The sequence below is a fragment of the Terasakiella pusilla DSM 6293 genome (assembly GCF_000688235.1).
Classification (GTDB): Bacteria; Pseudomonadota; Alphaproteobacteria; order Rhodospirillales; family Terasakiellaceae; genus Terasakiella; species Terasakiella pusilla.
In genome coordinates, this window is sequence record NZ_JHYO01000016.1 from 1 (window position 1) to 15,333 (window position 15,333).

Annotated in this window: 12 protein-coding genes and 2 pseudogenes; 8 read left to right on the forward strand and 6 right to left on the reverse strand. The window is 49.1% G+C overall.

Annotated features, from left to right (window positions below; translation table 11 throughout):
- The 3 genes and pseudogenes from Q397_RS24720 to Q397_RS0111915 all read left to right on the forward strand — a co-directional run.
- Window positions 1–132, forward strand: a pseudogene (locus Q397_RS24720) (electron transfer flavoprotein subunit alpha/FixB family protein); the annotation flags it as partial.
- Between the two features lie 40 nt (window positions 133–172).
- Window positions 173–403 (forward strand): hypothetical protein, encoded by a 231-nt coding sequence (locus tag Q397_RS0111910; protein WP_051609959.1) that lies wholly within the window; start codon window positions 173–175, stop codon window positions 401–403.
- A 189-nt stretch (window positions 404–592) separates the two neighbouring features.
- On the forward strand, window positions 593–1,816 hold the full coding sequence (locus tag Q397_RS0111915) for an O-antigen ligase family protein (protein ID WP_028879618.1): 1,224 nt from the start codon (window positions 593–595) through the stop codon (window positions 1,814–1,816).
- 22 nt (window positions 1,817–1,838) lie between these two features.
- On the opposite strand, the pseudogene Q397_RS25415 reads toward Q397_RS0111915, so the two are convergent.
- Together Q397_RS25415 and Q397_RS0111920 are read right to left on the reverse strand one after the other, a co-directional pair.
- A pseudogene (locus tag Q397_RS25415) lies at window positions 1,839–2,074 on the reverse strand (IS5/IS1182 family transposase); the annotation flags it as partial.
- A 17-nt stretch (window positions 2,075–2,091) separates the two neighbouring features.
- Window positions 2,092–3,654 carry a carbon-nitrogen hydrolase family protein gene (locus Q397_RS0111920; RefSeq protein WP_028879619.1) on the reverse strand — a complete coding sequence of 521 codons (1,563 nt, stop codon included), beginning with the start codon at window positions 3,652–3,654 and terminating at the stop codon, window positions 2,092–2,094.
- A 290-nt stretch (window positions 3,655–3,944) separates the two neighbouring features.
- Here Q397_RS0111920 and speB point away from each other — a divergent pair, with 290 nt between their 5' ends.
- Window positions 3,945–4,931 (forward strand): agmatinase, encoded by a 987-nt coding sequence (gene speB, locus Q397_RS0111925; protein ID WP_028879620.1) that lies wholly within the window; start codon window positions 3,945–3,947, stop codon window positions 4,929–4,931.
- Window positions 4,932–4,944: 13 nt separating this feature from the next.
- On the opposite strand, the gene speA is transcribed toward speB, so the two are convergent.
- Complete coding sequence (gene speA / locus Q397_RS0111930; protein WP_028879621.1) at window positions 4,945–6,846, reverse strand: biosynthetic arginine decarboxylase; 1,902 nt, start codon at window positions 6,844–6,846, stop codon at window positions 4,945–4,947.
- Between the two features lie 188 nt (window positions 6,847–7,034).
- Window positions 7,035–8,462: a helix-turn-helix domain-containing protein gene (locus Q397_RS0111935; RefSeq protein WP_028879622.1), complete on the reverse strand. Its 1,428-nt coding sequence runs from the start codon at window positions 8,460–8,462 to the stop codon at window positions 7,035–7,037.
- A 177-nt stretch (window positions 8,463–8,639) separates the two neighbouring features.
- Here Q397_RS0111935 and aceB point away from each other — a divergent pair, with 177 nt between their 5' ends.
- From aceB to Q397_RS0111955, 4 genes are all read left to right on the forward strand, one after another.
- Window positions 8,640–10,298 carry a malate synthase A gene (aceB, locus tag Q397_RS22255; protein WP_051609960.1) on the forward strand — a complete coding sequence of 553 codons (1,659 nt, stop codon included), beginning with the start codon at window positions 8,640–8,642 and terminating at the stop codon, window positions 10,296–10,298.
- The gene (locus Q397_RS0111945) at window positions 10,295–11,923 is read left to right on the forward strand and encodes an isocitrate lyase (protein WP_028879623.1); all 1,629 of its coding nucleotides are present in this window, start codon (window positions 10,295–10,297) and stop codon (window positions 11,921–11,923) included. Before aceB ends, Q397_RS0111945 begins: the two co-directional genes overlap by 4 nt.
- 12 nt (window positions 11,924–11,935) lie before the next feature.
- A complete protein-coding gene (locus tag Q397_RS22260; protein ID WP_038013736.1) occupies window positions 11,936–12,169 on the forward strand; it encodes a hypothetical protein in 234 nt (77 codons plus the stop codon).
- Window positions 12,170–12,284: 115 nt separating this feature from the next.
- On the forward strand, window positions 12,285–13,052 hold the full coding sequence (locus Q397_RS0111955) for an acyl-CoA thioesterase (protein WP_028879624.1): 768 nt from the start codon (window positions 12,285–12,287) through the stop codon (window positions 13,050–13,052).
- Window positions 13,053–13,332: 280 nt separating this feature from the next.
- Here the strand turns inward: Q397_RS0111955 and Q397_RS0111960 are convergent, their stop codons facing one another.
- Entirely contained in the window at window positions 13,333–14,103 is a 771-nt protein-coding gene (locus Q397_RS0111960) for a 3-hydroxybutyrate dehydrogenase (protein ID WP_028879625.1), read from the reverse strand.
- A gap of 4 nt (window positions 14,104–14,107) precedes the next feature.
- Window positions 14,108–15,331, reverse strand: a complete 1,224-nt coding sequence (locus Q397_RS0111965) for a CaiB/BaiF CoA transferase family protein (RefSeq protein ID WP_028879626.1) — start codon at window positions 15,329–15,331, stop codon at window positions 14,108–14,110.
- Between the last annotated feature and the right edge of the window lie 2 nt (window positions 15,332–15,333).

Here is a 15,333-nt window from a genome sequence, read left to right on the forward strand (position 1 = left end):
GGGATGAAAGATTCTAAAGTGATCGTCGCGATCAACAAAGACGAAGAAGCACCGATCTTCCAGGTTGCCGATTACGGTCTGGTTGCGGATCTCTTCGAAGCCGTACCGGAATTGGAAAAAGAGTTGGGTTAATCCCCAACGTTTCCGACAAAAATAAAGTGTGAGCAGGGAAATGGGAAAAGCAAATATGCACCCGCAAGGGGAAGATTATTTGATCAAAGTCTTTAATGCCGAGGTGCGCGCCTTGGTCAAAGAAAATAGACATCATGATCGTTTTGAAGATTATTGGGCCGAAGGGCGCAGTTATATCGTGCAGGCCGCCGATAAGCGGCAGGCCCTGAAAAAGGTGGAAACCATGTGTCCCCCCGCGGATGGCTTCGTCTGTCAGGCGCAAGAAAGTTAAGATGCGAAGGTTCTGTAGCCATGAGCCTGATCTGTGAGGAAAGATGGAAAGGATGAAATACCCCTTTCCATCTTTTTCTTTTAGGCGAGGGGTGATGGTTGCCTAATCGGGAAAAACCTGTTTTAAGAAGGGGAGTTGCCTTTCGTGCAAAGGCGGTCTTTAGTTTTGATCAGATAAAATAGAAATTTGATGGTACCTCATAAAGCGACCTCCCACTTTTTGACCTTTGCGGCTGTGTTTGTGGCGCTGGCTGTCCCGTCATTGGCTTTTGGTCGGGCCATGGTGGGGGTAACGTTGGGGCTTGCGTTCCTCGCGATTTTATTCGCCGTGCCGATTAAACAGATTGTGTCAGAGATGACCGGGCGAATGTCGCGTCCTTTTGTGATGCTGCTGGGGGTGGTTGCGGTGGCGAGCGCGGTTAATATTCCGTTCTCCCTGCGCATCGGGCTGTCGTTTGAGGCTTGGGGACGGACATGGTTGCTGTTGGGGCTGATCAGCTTTGTCTGCTTTAGCCTGAAGGATCGCCTTGAGCTTATTTTCAAGGTCATGGCTGTGGCTTTTCTATGTGTGGTCGCGTTAAATTTATATCAGCTGCATGTTGATCACAAGCTGAACAAACTGTTGCTCAACGGGTTGCTGCTGCTTTTGCCAATCGTTGTTTATCAATCTGTTAAGGACCGCACCCCCTTGTGGGTGGGAGTTGGTGTTGCGTCGGTGGTTCTCTATATTTTAGCTGTATTGGATAGTCAGTCCAAAGTCAGTTTGTTGGGAATGGCGATTATGATGTCGGCAGGGGTTTCACTTTTCAGCTTGTCGCGTTTTTCTAAAAAGCAGGCAATCTTGATTGCAGTCGCAGTGGTAGCGGTTTTGGTCGCGATATTGGCGTGGTGGCTGCCTGGTCAGCTGTATTCAAGCAGTGCGGAAAATATGTCTATGACACCTGTACCTGTCTGGCTGATCGACTTCCACCGTCAACTGATCTGGACCTTTGGGTTTGAACTGTTTCAAGAAAGCCCGTGGGTGGGATTTGGTCTCAATGCCTCGAACTATCACCCGTTGGCAAACCAGCCTGTAACCGAGTATTTTGTGGGCCGTTTCGGAAGTCTGAGCGGGTTTGAGAATATCACGGCCCTTCCGTCCCATCCGCACAATTGGTTGGTGGAAATGCTGATTGATGGCGGATTGATTGCGACGCTTCCTGTTGTGATGCTTGTTACCTATGTTGTGGTTACGTCGGTCCGTCGTTATTTAACGACACAGTCGGCCTGTTTGTTGATCTTTATTATGGTTCAACTGACCTATTGGGGCACAGGCTTATTTAACTTCTCCTTCTGGAGTACATGGTGGCAAGCGACCTATTTCCTTGCGAGCTTCCTGATGTTGAGCGGGTATGTAAGGTCTCAAGAAGGCTGAGACGTTCAGGTGTTATCGCCCCATTCAATCCACCTTTTGTTCGCCCGATACGGCGGGGAACATCCCCTTTCATCGTCTCTTCGAACGAAGTGAGGGAGATTGAGTAGGCTGGCAGCCGTGCGGTGTGCTTTAAGGTGTGGCATCAATTTGAAGCTGATCAGGAACTCCCTGATCAGCCGCAAGACCTGCAAGTATTTTGTCCAAAACGCCCTTCTTGCTCCAACGAACAAAACGATTGTAGAGCGTTTTATGTGGACCCCTGACTTTAATGAATCTTACTGTATGACTTTCCAATTTACGGAGTAGAGATCGAAGCGGCGGTCTTTGAGGTTTTGTACCGTCCCGGTGTGGCGAGCTTCTCGCAGGTCTTCCAAACGCAAATCGGCAAAAGCGACCATTTCTACATTTGGTGTGGTATCTGCCGCAATGCCGTCGCGATCAAAGGGAAAGTCGCAAGGTGTCAAAATACAGCTTTGTGCGTATTGAATATCCATATTGGCCACATTAGGAAGGTTGCCAACATTCCCCGCCATAACGACGAAGCATTGGTTTTCAATTGCTCTTGCCTGTGAACAATAGCGAACCCGCAAGTAGCTTTGGCGCTCGTCTGTACAGAATGGGACAAACAAAATCTCTGCCCCTTGATCGGTGAGATGACGGGCCATTTCTGGAAACTCGCTGTCATAACAGATCATAACGCCAATTGGTCCGCAATCGGTCAAAATGGTTTGTGACTCATTGCCCCCCTCAATGTTCCACCAATAGCGCTCGTTCGGGGTCGGATGGATTTTTGCCTGCTGATGAATGGACCCATCACGCAAACAGACATAGCAAATATTGAGGATATTGCCTTCCTCATCGCGGGTGGGATGGGAACCGCCAATAATGTTAATGTTGTAACTCACAGCAAGACGGCTGAGAAGTTCTTTTAAGGGCGCCGTATATTGTGTCAGGGTCTCAATGGCTTCAGAGGCAGGAATTTCCTGGTTTTCAATTGACAGCAATTGAAGCGTAAATAGTTCGGGGAAAAGGACAAAATCGGCTTTGTAATCGGCAACAACATCAACGAAATATTCAACCTGCTTTGCAAATTCTTCAAAGGAGGCGACTTTTCGTTGCTGATATTGAACAATGGAGACACGGACCGTCTGCTCAACCCGTCCTCTTTGTTTTGTTGCTTTTGAAGGTAAGTCTTCCACATACTTATGGTTTTTCCAAACCATGTGGGAGGCAAACCCCAAGGAGGCATGGTCAGCAGGGAAATATTGTGGCAGGACCCCTATGGGTTCAAAACCATGTCGCAGTTGGAAACCAAGGACCGGATCACGGAATTTCTTCTGTTGGACTTGCTCAATATAATTTTCGGCACTGCCTGCCTGTTTCCACCTTTTGGCAAGGTTTGGAAGACGTCCCCCAAAAACAATCCCTTTGAGCCCAAGATCCATGCAGAGCTGTTTACGTTCATTATAAAGGCGTTGCCCGATCCGGTTTCCGTGCATATCCGCATCAACCAGCACCTCAACACCATATAGCCAGTCACCATTTGGATCATGGCGGGAGGCATAACCGCCCCCTGTGATGCTGTCCCAGCTATGTTTTGAGAAAGCCAACTTCTCAGGAAGTATACAGGTCGCGCAAAACCCAACAATCTCATCTTCAAACAGAACGACAAACTGGCCTCGTGCAAATTGCTGAATATGCCCTTTGATCTGGGAGGCTGAATACGGCGGAACGTCTGGATAGGATTTTGTATAGAGCGCTTGTATTTTTTTGATGTCACCTATTTCTGTATTGCGAACGATCAGCTTCGGTTGGTTTTCTCTTTTTGTTTTGGACATGATTTTAACCTCAAATTCAGGCAGTTGTGGGGGATGTCGTTCGCTGATTAATCCGCTCTATATTTAAGCGTTTATAGCTTTCGTGATAGTCTTCAATACGAAAGGGTAGACAAGCCATATTGCGATGAATTGCTATTTTGTCAAATTAATATTCGTTGGTCTTCAAAGCCGGTTTCGGAACCAGACTCAATTGGTGAAGTCCTTTTTTTTCTGATTGTCAGAAACCAGAACTTCACATACTCTCGCTAATACTAAATCTGACGGATGAAACGGTATTTGGGGCTTGTGAAATGGGAACTAAAGAGAACGATTGTGAAACTGGCGATCAGGCTTTTCTAAAGCAGGATGCGTTGGGACGCTGGCCCGAGATGACCTACGGTGGCGCGCTTAGTTTCTTGAGACGACGCTACAGTCGAGACCTTGCAAATATCGATGTTGCTGTCAGTGGTATTCCGTTCGATTGTGCGGTGACGTATCGCTCGGGCAGTCGTCTTGGACCACGCGCCATCAGGGCAGCGTCCGTGCAGTTGGCTGAGTTGAAAGCTTTTCCTTTCGGGTTTGATCCGTTTGAGCATCTGTCCGTTGTTGATTATGGCGACTGTTTTATTGATCCGCATCATCCAGAGACGGTCATAGAAACCATTGAAGGTCATATTAAAAAAATCACGGACGCGGGCGTTATCCCGCTTTCATTGGGCGGGGACCATTTTGTGACCTATCCCATTTTGAAGGCGATTGCGGCGAAACATGGCCCGGTGTCCTTGTTGCACTTTGATGCCCATTGCGATACGTGGGAGGATGATGGGAAACGCTTTGATCACGGTTCGATGTTTTTACGGGCAAAAAATGAAAATTTGATCGATGTCTCGCGCTCCTGCCAAGTGGGGATCAGAACGTATAATGATAGCGATCATGGGTTTGACATTTTGACAGCGCCTTGGGTCCACCGTGAAGGTGTTGATAAAACAATTGAAGCGATCAAATCGCGCATCGGATCAAACAAGGTCTATCTGACGTTTGATATTGACTGTCTGGACCCCGCCTTCGCACCCGGGACGGGAACGCCCGTCCCCGGGGGATTATCTTCTGCGCAGGCCTTGGCGATTGTGAGAGGGTTGGGGGATCTCAATTTGGTTGGTGCTGATGTGGTTGAAGTTTGCCCATCCTATGATGTGGCAGAAGTAACGGCCCTTTCGGCCGCGACGATTGCCCATGATATTCTATGTTTGCTCGCCCTGAAGAAAGGGTGTGAAACGCACCCTGTTGGTCGATTATAGGATAATCGACCGATTAAGCTTTTAGATAGGTATAGCTTTTCAGGCACTTTTCGTAGAAATCGACCAGTTGAACCCCTTCGCGTGCCTTCATGACGCCCTCTTTTACTTTTTGATCAACTTCCTTTTTGACGGAACTTGCCATACTTTCCGGGTTATATTGCATGATACGCAGGACTTTAGAGGCACTGCTGCCTTTGACATATTCTTCAACATAGAAATTGTTTGGGTCTTGTTCATCAGCAAAGACATGGACTTCGTTCAAGCGACCAAACAGGTTATGCATATCGCCCATCACGTCCTGATAGGCCCCGGTTAGGAACAGGCCGATGTAGTAGGGTTTATTTTCTTCCAACTCATGCAACAGCAAAGTTGGCCTTTCCCCCATTTCAGCAACGAAGCGGTCAATTTTACCGTCACTGTCACAGGTAATATCTGCAAGGGTACACCGTTTCGTTGGTTCCGTACCCAGATTAGTCAGAGGCGCGACGGGAAGAAGTTGTTGAATAGCCCAACTGTCCGCAGCGGATTGGAAAAGGGAAAAGTTACACAGGTATTGTGTCGCCAGCATATTATGCATTGCATCTTCTGTGTCTTCTTCCTGTTCACAATTTTCGAGAACACGCAAAATTTCCCAATAGATATTTTCAGCCGTCGCAACCTCTTCCAAGCGCACAACACCCAATTTGAAGCCGACCAAAAGGTCGTCAAAGGTGGTGCGGGCCTGACCTTTGGCTTCAACGGAATTGGCCTGCGTGCGGGCATTGTCCAAGAGTTCGCGTAGATTACTGAGTAGATAATGTTCATCTTCAGCCGGTTCTGGGATTTTACGTGCAACACCTTGGGGTGAAATCTCACCCTGTACCTGCATAATGACGCAGGAATGGTGCGCGGTAATAGCCCGTCCACTCTCTGTGACGAGGTTGGGTTCTGAAACTTTTTCAAGTTGGCACATCTGCTGGACACTGGCGACAACATGGACGGCATATTCATCAAGGCTATAGTTCATGGAGGAATGTCGGCTTGTTCCTGAACCATCGTAATCGATCGCGAGACCGCCGCCGATATCAAGATATTTGATCGGGACCCCCCGTTTTTTAAGACGGGCATAGACGCGGGTGCCTTCTTCAACGGCACTTGTAATGTAGCTGCTGTCTGAAAGTTGGCTGCCGACATGGAAATGCAATAGCTGTATACAGTCCGCGAAGCCTCTTTCCTCGGTATATTCGATGGCTTGAATAAGTTCTGAGATGGTCAGGCCAAACTTTGCCTTTTCACCGCTGGAGCCACTCCAACGCCCTTCCGTGGTGACGCGCATTTTGATACGCAAACCAATTAAGGGGCGAACATTCATTTCCTCGGCAAGCTTGAGCAACAGGGGGATTTCGCTGTATTTTTCGATCACAACAAAGACCTTGCGCCCCATCTTCACGCCACTAAGCGCAAGTCGCAACAAGGCTTCGTCTTTATATCCGTTACAAATGGTCAAGGCCTGAGGGGAGGTTTTGAAACTGAGAACGGCCATGAGTTCTGTTTTAGAACCCGCTTCTAGCCCATAGTGAAAAGGCATGCCCGCATCAACGATCTCGTCAACGACCTCTCGCATTTGATTGACTTTAATGGGATACACACCGCGGTATTCGCCCGCGTAAGAATGATCTTTGATGGCCTTGTCAAACGCTTCATTCAGCTTCACCACCCTGTCTTTCAAGATGTCATGAAAGCGCATCACAACAGGGAACGACACGTTTTGTTGTCGAAGTTCATCAACAACATCCTGTATCTTTATCTGGAATTTTTTATTTGTCGGGTAGGGTTGAACAACAAGGTTTCCACAGTCACTGATGTTGAAATAGTCATTGCTCCACTGTGCAACACGGTAGAGGCTATGCGCATCATTAAGTGTCCATTTACCCATAAAAAAAACTCCAGCAAAATTAGAAGCGTCGTCAGATGATCTTTGGCAGGCCTAAAGAATAGACGTTACACAGAAAGATCACATTAACTTGTTTTATATTTTCTTCACAAGTGTCTATCTCCTGACCGAGCCCATTCTTTGTGGCTGCTTAACGGCTAGAGTATGAGCAATGATCGCCTTGATGAAGCTTAGTGAAATTCGAAAGCGGAGAGTTTTTTAAGGTTGGCATCAATTTTTAGCGGTTGTGTCATGGGGGGGAACGCGCGGGAGGTGCAGTTGTGGCGCTCACACATACGGCAGGTCACGCCGATTGGGGTGAGGGCGGAGGGGTTATCAAGCTGTAAGCCATCCCCATAGACGACTTGATCGGCATATCCAATTTCGCACCCCAGACTGATGGCCAGTTTTCGTGCAGGTTCTGGGTGGGGGCCGTTGATGGTATCGACGGTGCGTGACATGGTTAAATAAGAGGTGCTGTCCGGCAATTGCACGGGTTGCACAATGATTTGTCCAGGCGTGGCAAAAGCATCATGGACGTTCCATTTGGGACAGGTGCCGCCAAATTTCGCAAAATGAAATCCATCCGCCGAAAATCGCTTAGAAATATTTCCAGCGTTATCAAGTCGCAAGAGAAAGAACGGCACACCCCGGTTGTTGGTGCGTTGTAGGGTAGACAGCCGATGGGCAACTTGTTCGATGCTGGCCCCAAATCGCGCGGATAGAATTGAAATATCATATCTTAAAGACCGTGCGGACTCGATGAAGGCGCAATAGGGCATCATCAGGGCGCCGGCAAAATAGTTGGCAAGGCCGATCCGACAGAGTTGTTTGGCATCTTCAGTATCAAAACCTGCTTCTTCTGTAAGTTGGGTGATGCACTGACTTTGTTCTTGTTGTGCGATCATGACGCCAGCTTGGAAAATGCGACTAGGCAACGGCAAAAGTTCTGACAAAAACAGGCGCTTGTTGTGGTGGTCAAACCGTCTTTGGGTGTCAGGCATGGCGTGTAACGGCAAGATGCTGATGCGAATGCCATGTTTTTCGCTCAGGTGAGTGCGTAAGGCTGTAAAGAGGTTGTCCGTCTGTTTGAGTGTGTCATAGAGATTTTCCGCATGAAGATCGAGTTCTTCGATAAAATTATGTCGAGCATGGAAATAATCGCGCACTTCTTCAATCGGGAATCGGTTTTTGTCATCGGGCAAGCGCCGATTTCGTTCAGAAAGGCTCTCATTGAGAGGGTCTTCTTGGTTTATCTGACGCTGATAAGTTTGATAGAGGTGGAGCAAAGCCGCTGAAAACTTGGGGCTGGAGCTCGCAACATCGAGAATTTCCGCTGAAGTGGGCAGGGGGACGGAGAAAACCGGATCCGACAAGACCTCCGTTATTTCTGAGGCGAGGCGTTCTTCACTGTCCCCACTTAATTCCCGCAAATCAAGATTATAGGTGTCGGCAAGCTTGAGAAGAAGCTGCGCTGTTAAGGGGCGCTGATTGCGTTCGACCAAATTAAGGTAACTTGGCGAGATGCCCAGATCACGTGCCATTTGGGCCTGACTGATGCTCAGCCCTTGGCGTGTTCTTTTCAGGCGAGGGCCTGCAAATATCTTTCTTTCAGCCATGTTTTATACCATTTACAAAATTTACATAATGCGTGAATTTCTTGTCAATCCATTGACTTTAAAACCTTTTTTCAATTTTTAGCACTTGCAGCAATCGTCCGCAATGTAAATTAAGTAAATGCAAAGACGCCTTGGAGAAACACTTTCTCGGCAGGGCAATATGGAAAGGTAAATGACATGACAATAAGTGCCGCACTTCAGAAACAGGATTGTGAAGACTTTACAAATCGCATTTCGGTATTGGTCGAAACCCGTTCTGCTCACGATCATATTTTGAGCGAGGCAGCATTGGGTTTTGTCACTCTGCTGGAAGAAAAATTTGGGGAGCGCCGCAAGTCGCTGGTGGCAGCCCGTGCAGAGCGTCAGGCCCGTCTTGATCGTGGGGAAGAAAAACTGGGTTTTCATCCAGAAACAGCCGAGATCAGAGCGGCTGATTGGAAAGTATCTCCGGCTCCGCAAGATTTGCTGGATCGCCGTGTGGAAATTACGGGTCCGGTTGATCGCAAAATGATTATCAATGCGCTGAATTCCGGTGCCAAGGCCTTTATGGCAGATTTCGAGGATTCCTCGACCCCGACATTTGACAATATGTTGGACGGTCAGGTGAACATTTATGATGCGGTTCGTCGCACCATCCGTTTCACAGATGAAAAATCGGGCAAGGCCTATGCGTTGAAAGAAGACGGGCTTGCGGTTTTGATTGTTCGCCCACGGGGCTGGCATATGGAAGAAGCGCATTTGCAGATTGAGGGCCAAGCCCTGTCTGCGGCCCTGGTCGATTTTGGATTGTTTGTTTTCAACAATGCAGAGGAATTAACAAAACGAGGCACAGGGGCCTATTTTTATCTGCCTAAGATGGAAAGCTATCTGGAGGCCCGTCTTTGGAACGATATTTTTGGGGAAGCCGAAACGGTGTTGGGTCTGGCGAAGGGGACAATCCGCGCAACTGTGTTGATCGAGACTTTACCTGCTGCCTTCGAGATGGACGAGATTTTATTTGAACTTCGTGATTATATCGTCGGGCTGAACTGTGGTCGCTGGGATTACATTTTCTCCATGATTAAGACATTGGGGAAGCAACCGGATTTTCTGGTCCCTAATCGCGAACAAGTGACCATGGCCGCGCCGGCGTTGCGTGCCTATAGTCAGCTCTTGATTAAGACCTGTCATCGTCGCGGGGCACATGCCATGGGCGGTATGGCCGCGCAGATCCCGATTAAGGGGGATGAAGCGGCAAACCAACAGGCCTTTGACAAGGTGCGCGCCGATAAAGAACGCGAAGCCAGCAATGGTCATGATGGCACATGGGTTGCCCATCCCGGTTTGATCGACACCGCTTTTGAAGCTTTCAACGCGTATATCGATCAGGACAATCAGCTTGAAAAACAGCGCCCGGATGTCGAGGTGAGTGCCGCTGATCTGACCGCCTGTCCAGAAGGCACCCTTACCGAAGAGGGATTGCGCGGCAATATCCGTGTGGGTGTTTCCTATCTGGAAGCTTGGTTGCGCGGGCAAGGATGTGTGCCGCTTTACAACCTGATGGAAGATGCCGCCACGGCAGAAATCTGCCGCACGCAGGTCTGGCAATGGTTGCGACACGGGGCATTTTTCGCGGACACCAACCGTGGCCTGACCCGTTTCCTTCTGGTGCAGATTGTTGCGGAAGAAACCAAAGATTTTAAAGGGGGCATGTTTGAAGAGGCCATCAAACTGTTTTTGGAATTGTGCCTGTCAAGCGAGCTGGAACCCTTCCTGACCACCCCTGCCTACAAAATTCTGCTGAAGAAAGCAGATTGGATAGAAGCCATTTATAAAGTTAAGGAGATGTCTCAATGAGTACCCGTAAAAGCTATACCCAAATTCACGCAGACCTTTTGGCGCGCTACCCCGAAGGGGTCACACCCAGCGGGATCGCTATTGATGAAATTGCTCAGCTGAAAATTCAGAACACCTATGCCACTCATCTGGATATTGCCAAAGAAATGGCCTCTGTTATGCGCGAAGATATGGCGGCGTATGATGCAGATCCCAACCGTTCGACCCAGTCGCTTGGGTGTTGGTCCGGCTTTCATGCACAGCAGATGATTAAGTCGGTTAAACGCCTGCGCGGCACAACCAAGGGGGCTTACGTGTATCTGTCCGGCTGGATGGTTGCGGGGTTACGAAACCGTTTTGGTCATTTGCCGGATCAGAGTATGCATGAAAAAACTGCGGTGGCTGATCTGATTGAAGAGATTTATGTGTCTTTGCGTCAGGCCGATGAAGTGGCACTGAATGATCTGTTTAAAGAACTGCGTAGCGCACGTGAGCAAGGCGCTGGTGAGGTGACAATAAATGAGATCATTGCCCGGATTGATGCCTTTGAATCTCATGTGGTTCCGATTATTGCGGATATTGATGCCGGGTTCGGCAATGAACACGCCACCTATTTGTTGGCAAAAGAACTGATTAAGGCGGGGGCCTGTTGCTTGCAGATTGAAAATCAGGTGTCAGATGCCAAGCAATGTGGCCACCAAGATGGCAAGGTCACGGTCCCGCGGGAAGACTTTATCGAAAAATTACGTGCGTGCCGTATTGCCTTTGAAGAATTGGGTGTGGACGACGGGGTGATCGTCGCGCGTACAGATAGTCTCGGCGCGGGGCTGACGCAGAAAATTCCGGTTTCCCAGCAAGCCGGGGATTTGTCAGCAGAATATATTAAATGGCTGAAGACAGAAGAAATCACGGATATTAACCGTGCAAGTGAAAATGAACTGGTCCTCATTCGCGACGGGAAGACCGTGCGACCGGAGCGTTTGGCCAATGGCTTGTTCAAGTTTCAGGAAGGGACAGGGCGCGCCCGTGTGATTGAAGATTGTGTGGCAAGTCTGACACAAGGCGGCGCAGATTTACTTTGGATTGAGACAGATACACCTGACGTTGCGGAAATTGCCGGGATGGTGAATGAAATTCGCAAAGTGGTGCCGACTGCCAAGCTTACGTACAACAATTCCCCGTCTTTTAACTGGACATTAAATCTGCGTAAACAGGTGCGCGCCGATTGGCTTGAGGCCGGTAAGATCAGTGAAACCGATTACCCGGCTGGGGCGGAATTGATGTCAGCGGATTTTGATGAGACCGAGCTGGGGTTGGAAGCCGATGCACGTCTGCGTCGCTTCCAGGTGGATATTTCGACACAGGCTGGCGTCTTCCACAATCTGATTACATTGCCCACATTCCATATGACAGCGAAGGCAACGGATGATTTGGCCCGTGGATATTTTGGCGACGACAAAATGTTTGCTTATGTAAACACAATTCAGCGCGAAGAAATCCGCCGTGGCATCAGTGCGGTGAAACATCAGCATGAAGTGGGCAGTGATCTTGGTGATACGTTTAAAGAGATGGTCAGTGGTGATCGTGCCTTGAAAGCAGGTGGCCATAATAACACGATGAACCAGTTTGGTTCTGCGGCAGAATAGGAGGTTTCCCGAATGGATGATGAACATATTTTGGCAATTCCGGGGGCAGGCACTTGCCCCCAGCCGACAGATATCCACGAAGCGTCGTCCTGGATGAGTTATCAGGTCGACCAGTTGAATTTAGCGGTGAAAAAACTGGTTGATGCGGGGGCCACGATCGAATTGGTTCGGACCTCGCGCTATCATAACGGTACGGGGAACTGGGGAGATCAGTTCCGCACCCATCTAGTGAAAGAGAACCGTTAAACTTCTCCCGGTGCATTTTTGATAGTAGAATGCACCAATCTAGGCAGAGTGTGTCTTTCCCATTCCAAAGGGGAACGTCCTGGCACACTCTGCCTTCTTTTTTCAGGAATAGATTATGACGAACCCAATTCATCAAAAAACACATTTAATTGATATTGTCTTTCCCGGTGACACCAATCACCATGGCACCCTGTTTGGCGGTAAAGCCCTGTCGGAAATGGATAAGGTCGCCTTTGTTGTTGCCTCGCGCTTTGGGCAGCGTCATTTTGTCACGGCATCATGTGAACGTTTGGACTTTGAAGGCCCGGCCTCTTGCGGTCAAATTATCGATTATGTGGGACGTGTTATTTCTGCGGGAAGGCGCTCGGCCCGTATTCAGGTCGATATGTATGCTGAAGATCTGTTGTTGCCTCGACGCATCCGTTGTACCTGCGGCGTGTTTAATATGGTTGCGACCGAAAAAGACCGCGGAAATTTACCGGAATTTACACCGGTTGAAGTCACCGAAGACCCTTTGGAAAAACCGGCAGAATGTCAATTTGTCGAGATGGTCTTTGCCGATCAGGCCAACCATTACGGCAATTTGTTTGGGTGGCATGCGTTGAATATGATGGGCAAGGCGGCTTTTATCACAGCGACTCGGTATGCACGAAAGGTCTTTGTCATGGCGTCCTCCTTGCGCAATGATTTTACGGCAAAGGCTTATGTGGGGGAACTTGTGGAGTTAACTGGTAAAGTCATCAAAACCGGTCGGACCTCGTTAACCGTCTCCGTTGTGATGGAAGCCGAAAATCTTTTGACAGGGGAGCGTCGCCTGTGCGCAAAAAGCGACTTTGTCATGGTCGCTGTCGATGAAGAAGGGCGCCCCGTCTCAATTGACTAGGGCGCGGTTTGGTTAAGTTTCTTCAGGGTGAGGATAAAAGAGCCCCTGCCTCCCGAAGCTCCGTCGATCTAAATAGTGTTGTGTGGTGAAGAGCGTTTTTAATCGGTAAGCATAGGAAATGCTTTAGGTTCAGAGTTTTTACCTCATGGACTGATTTGAAACAATTATCACCGTCTAGTCCGTCACTGGGCACAAAAGTCATGTTGAAAAATGCCCTTTTGGGCAACGATTTGACCCCTGTTTTTTTAGAAACTTACTTTCGTTGTTTTTGAGGAGGCGACTATAGGGCGGTCCAGCCGCCGTCCATGGTTAGGGAGGTGCCTGTGATTTGGCTGGCTGCGTCGCTGCTTAAGAAGAGGCAGGTTTCTCCCAGTTGTTTAGGCGTGGCGAAGGTTTTTGAGGGTTGCTTTTCGGCCAGTAGGGCTTGGCTTTCCTTTTCCATCGTTCTACCGGATCTTTCTGCGCGAAGCCGGATTTGTTCTTCAACCAACGGCGTGAGGACCCAACCGGGACAGAGGGCGTTGGCTGTGATCCCTGTCTCTGCTGTTTCTAGGGCGCAGACTTTCGTGAGACCGATGAGCCCGTGTTTAGCCGCGACGTAGGCGGACTTTTGGGGTGAGGCGATTTGGCCGTGGACGGAGGAGACGTTGATAATGCGTCCCCAGTTTTGTTCTCTCATATGAGGGAGAGCCATGCGCGTGGTGTGGAAAGCTGCACTCAGGTTTAAGGCCAAGATGAGATCCCATTTTTCAGTTTGGAAGTCTTCGATGGGACTGACGTGCTGCATACCTGCGTTGTTTACCAGAATATCGATGGCGGGCAGTGCGGACATCATATGGTCAATATCATCTGGTTTGCTCAGGTCCGCTGGGTAAAATTGGACGCTTGCGTTGCCTAATTGATCGAGCTCATGACACAGTTTTTCCGTCAGGGTGCTTTTTGTCCGACCATTGAGGACCACGTTGTAGTTTGCGTGAGCAAAGACCCGGGCGATGCCCAGGCCAATGCCGCTTGTGGAACCTGTTACAAGAACGGTTTTATTCGGTTTCATGATTCTATTTCCCCTTCGCCAGTACGCCGTTTTTTCGCAACAAGGAAATCTCTTGTGGGGAAATACCAAGGAGATCGGTCAGGATATCGTTTGTATTTTCGCCTAATGTGGGTGGGGCGGTCATGGGCGCGATGTTTTCCCCTTCAAATTTAATGGGGCTGGAAACGACCTTTAGTGTACCGATTTCTGGGTGTTCTACGGTGCGCACCATCTCGCGTGCTTGGGTGTTGGGGTGCTCCAAGGCTTCTTGAACGCTTAAGATCGGGGCGAAGGGAACGTCAAATTCATCTAGTCGGGCTTCCCACTCTTGCGTGCTGCGCTTTTTCATGGCGTCAGCGACAATTTGTTCAAGGGTAGCACGATTTTCAATGCGCGCGAGATATTCGCCGTAGCGCGGATCGTCGATCAAGTCTTCCCGTTCAATCGCACGCGCAAGGTTGAACCAAAAATTCTCGGTGAGGCAGGCAACGATAATATGTCCGTCAGAGGTCTCAAAGGCACCGTAGGGAACAAGGTTGGGGTGACGTGTGCCAAAAGGTTTCGGGGTCTCGCCCGTTACAAAATAGATTTGTGAGAGATAGCCTAACATCCCTAAAAGACTGTCGAGCATAGAGATATCGAGTTTGCGCCCTTGGCCAGTGCGCGTGGCTTCGTGAAGGGTGCCTAAGATACCGAAGACCCCAAAAATGCCGCCGGCCATATCGCCGAGGGGAATACCGAGTTTGGTCGGGGTTTGATCCGGTTCTCTATTGACACTCATAATCCCGGAGAGGGCTTGCGCCACGATGTCGAAAGAGGGGTTGTCGCGCATGGGACCTGTTGCACCGAACCCGCTGATGGCGCAATAGACAAGTTTGTCATTGCCTTCTTTCAGGGCGTCATATCCTAATCCCAGTTTGTCCATAACGCCGGGGCGGAAGTTTTCGATGACGATGTCGCATTGTGCGGCAAGGTCTTTTGCGATTTTGACGCCTTCCGGGGTTTTTAGGTTGAGAGAAATGCTTTTTTTATTGCGGTTGAGGGCAATAAAATAGTGGCTCATATCATTGACGAAAGGGGGGAAGTTACGGGTGTCATCGCCTTTTTCAACAGATTCGATTTTAATGATTTCAGCCCCCATATCGGCCAAAATCATTGTTGCATAAGGGCCTGATAGAACGCGTGTAAAATCCAGAACACGTACTCCTTCAAGCGGTCCTTTCCATCCCTGTTTTTGTTGGTCTGTCATTT

Excerpts from the sequence above, each read along its gene's own strand:
- Q397_RS0111915 (WP_028879618.1), top strand. The coding sequence starts at position 593 with ATGGTACCTCATAAAGCGACCTCCCACTTTTTGACCTTTGCGGCTGTG.
- aceB (WP_051609960.1), top strand. The coding sequence starts at position 8,640 with ATGACAATAAGTGCCGCACTTCAGAAACAGGATTGTGAAGACTTTACA.
- Q397_RS0111945 (WP_028879623.1), top strand. The coding sequence starts at position 10,295 with ATGAGTACCCGTAAAAGCTATACCCAAATTCACGCAGACCTTTTGGCG.
- Q397_RS0111965 (WP_028879626.1), bottom strand. The coding sequence starts at position 15,331 with ATGACAGACCAACAAAAACAGGGATGGAAAGGACCGCTTGAAGGAGTA.
- speB (WP_028879620.1), top strand. The coding sequence starts at position 3,945 with ATGGGAACTAAAGAGAACGATTGTGAAACTGGCGATCAGGCTTTTCTA.
- Q397_RS0111920 (WP_028879619.1), bottom strand. The coding sequence starts at position 3,654 with ATGTCCAAAACAAAAAGAGAAAACCAACCGAAGCTGATCGTTCGCAAT.
- Q397_RS0111935 (WP_028879622.1), bottom strand. The coding sequence starts at position 8,462 with ATGGCTGAAAGAAAGATATTTGCAGGCCCTCGCCTGAAAAGAACACGC.
- Q397_RS0111960 (WP_028879625.1), bottom strand. The coding sequence starts at position 14,103 with ATGAAACCGAATAAAACCGTTCTTGTAACAGGTTCCACAAGCGGCATT.
- Q397_RS0111910 (WP_051609959.1), top strand. The coding sequence starts at position 173 with ATGGGAAAAGCAAATATGCACCCGCAAGGGGAAGATTATTTGATCAAA.
- Q397_RS22260 (WP_038013736.1), top strand. The coding sequence starts at position 11,936 with ATGGATGATGAACATATTTTGGCAATTCCGGGGGCAGGCACTTGCCCC.
- Q397_RS0111955 (WP_028879624.1), top strand. The coding sequence starts at position 12,285 with ATGACGAACCCAATTCATCAAAAAACACATTTAATTGATATTGTCTTT.
- speA (WP_028879621.1), bottom strand. The coding sequence starts at position 6,846 with ATGGGTAAATGGACACTTAATGATGCGCATAGCCTCTACCGTGTTGCA.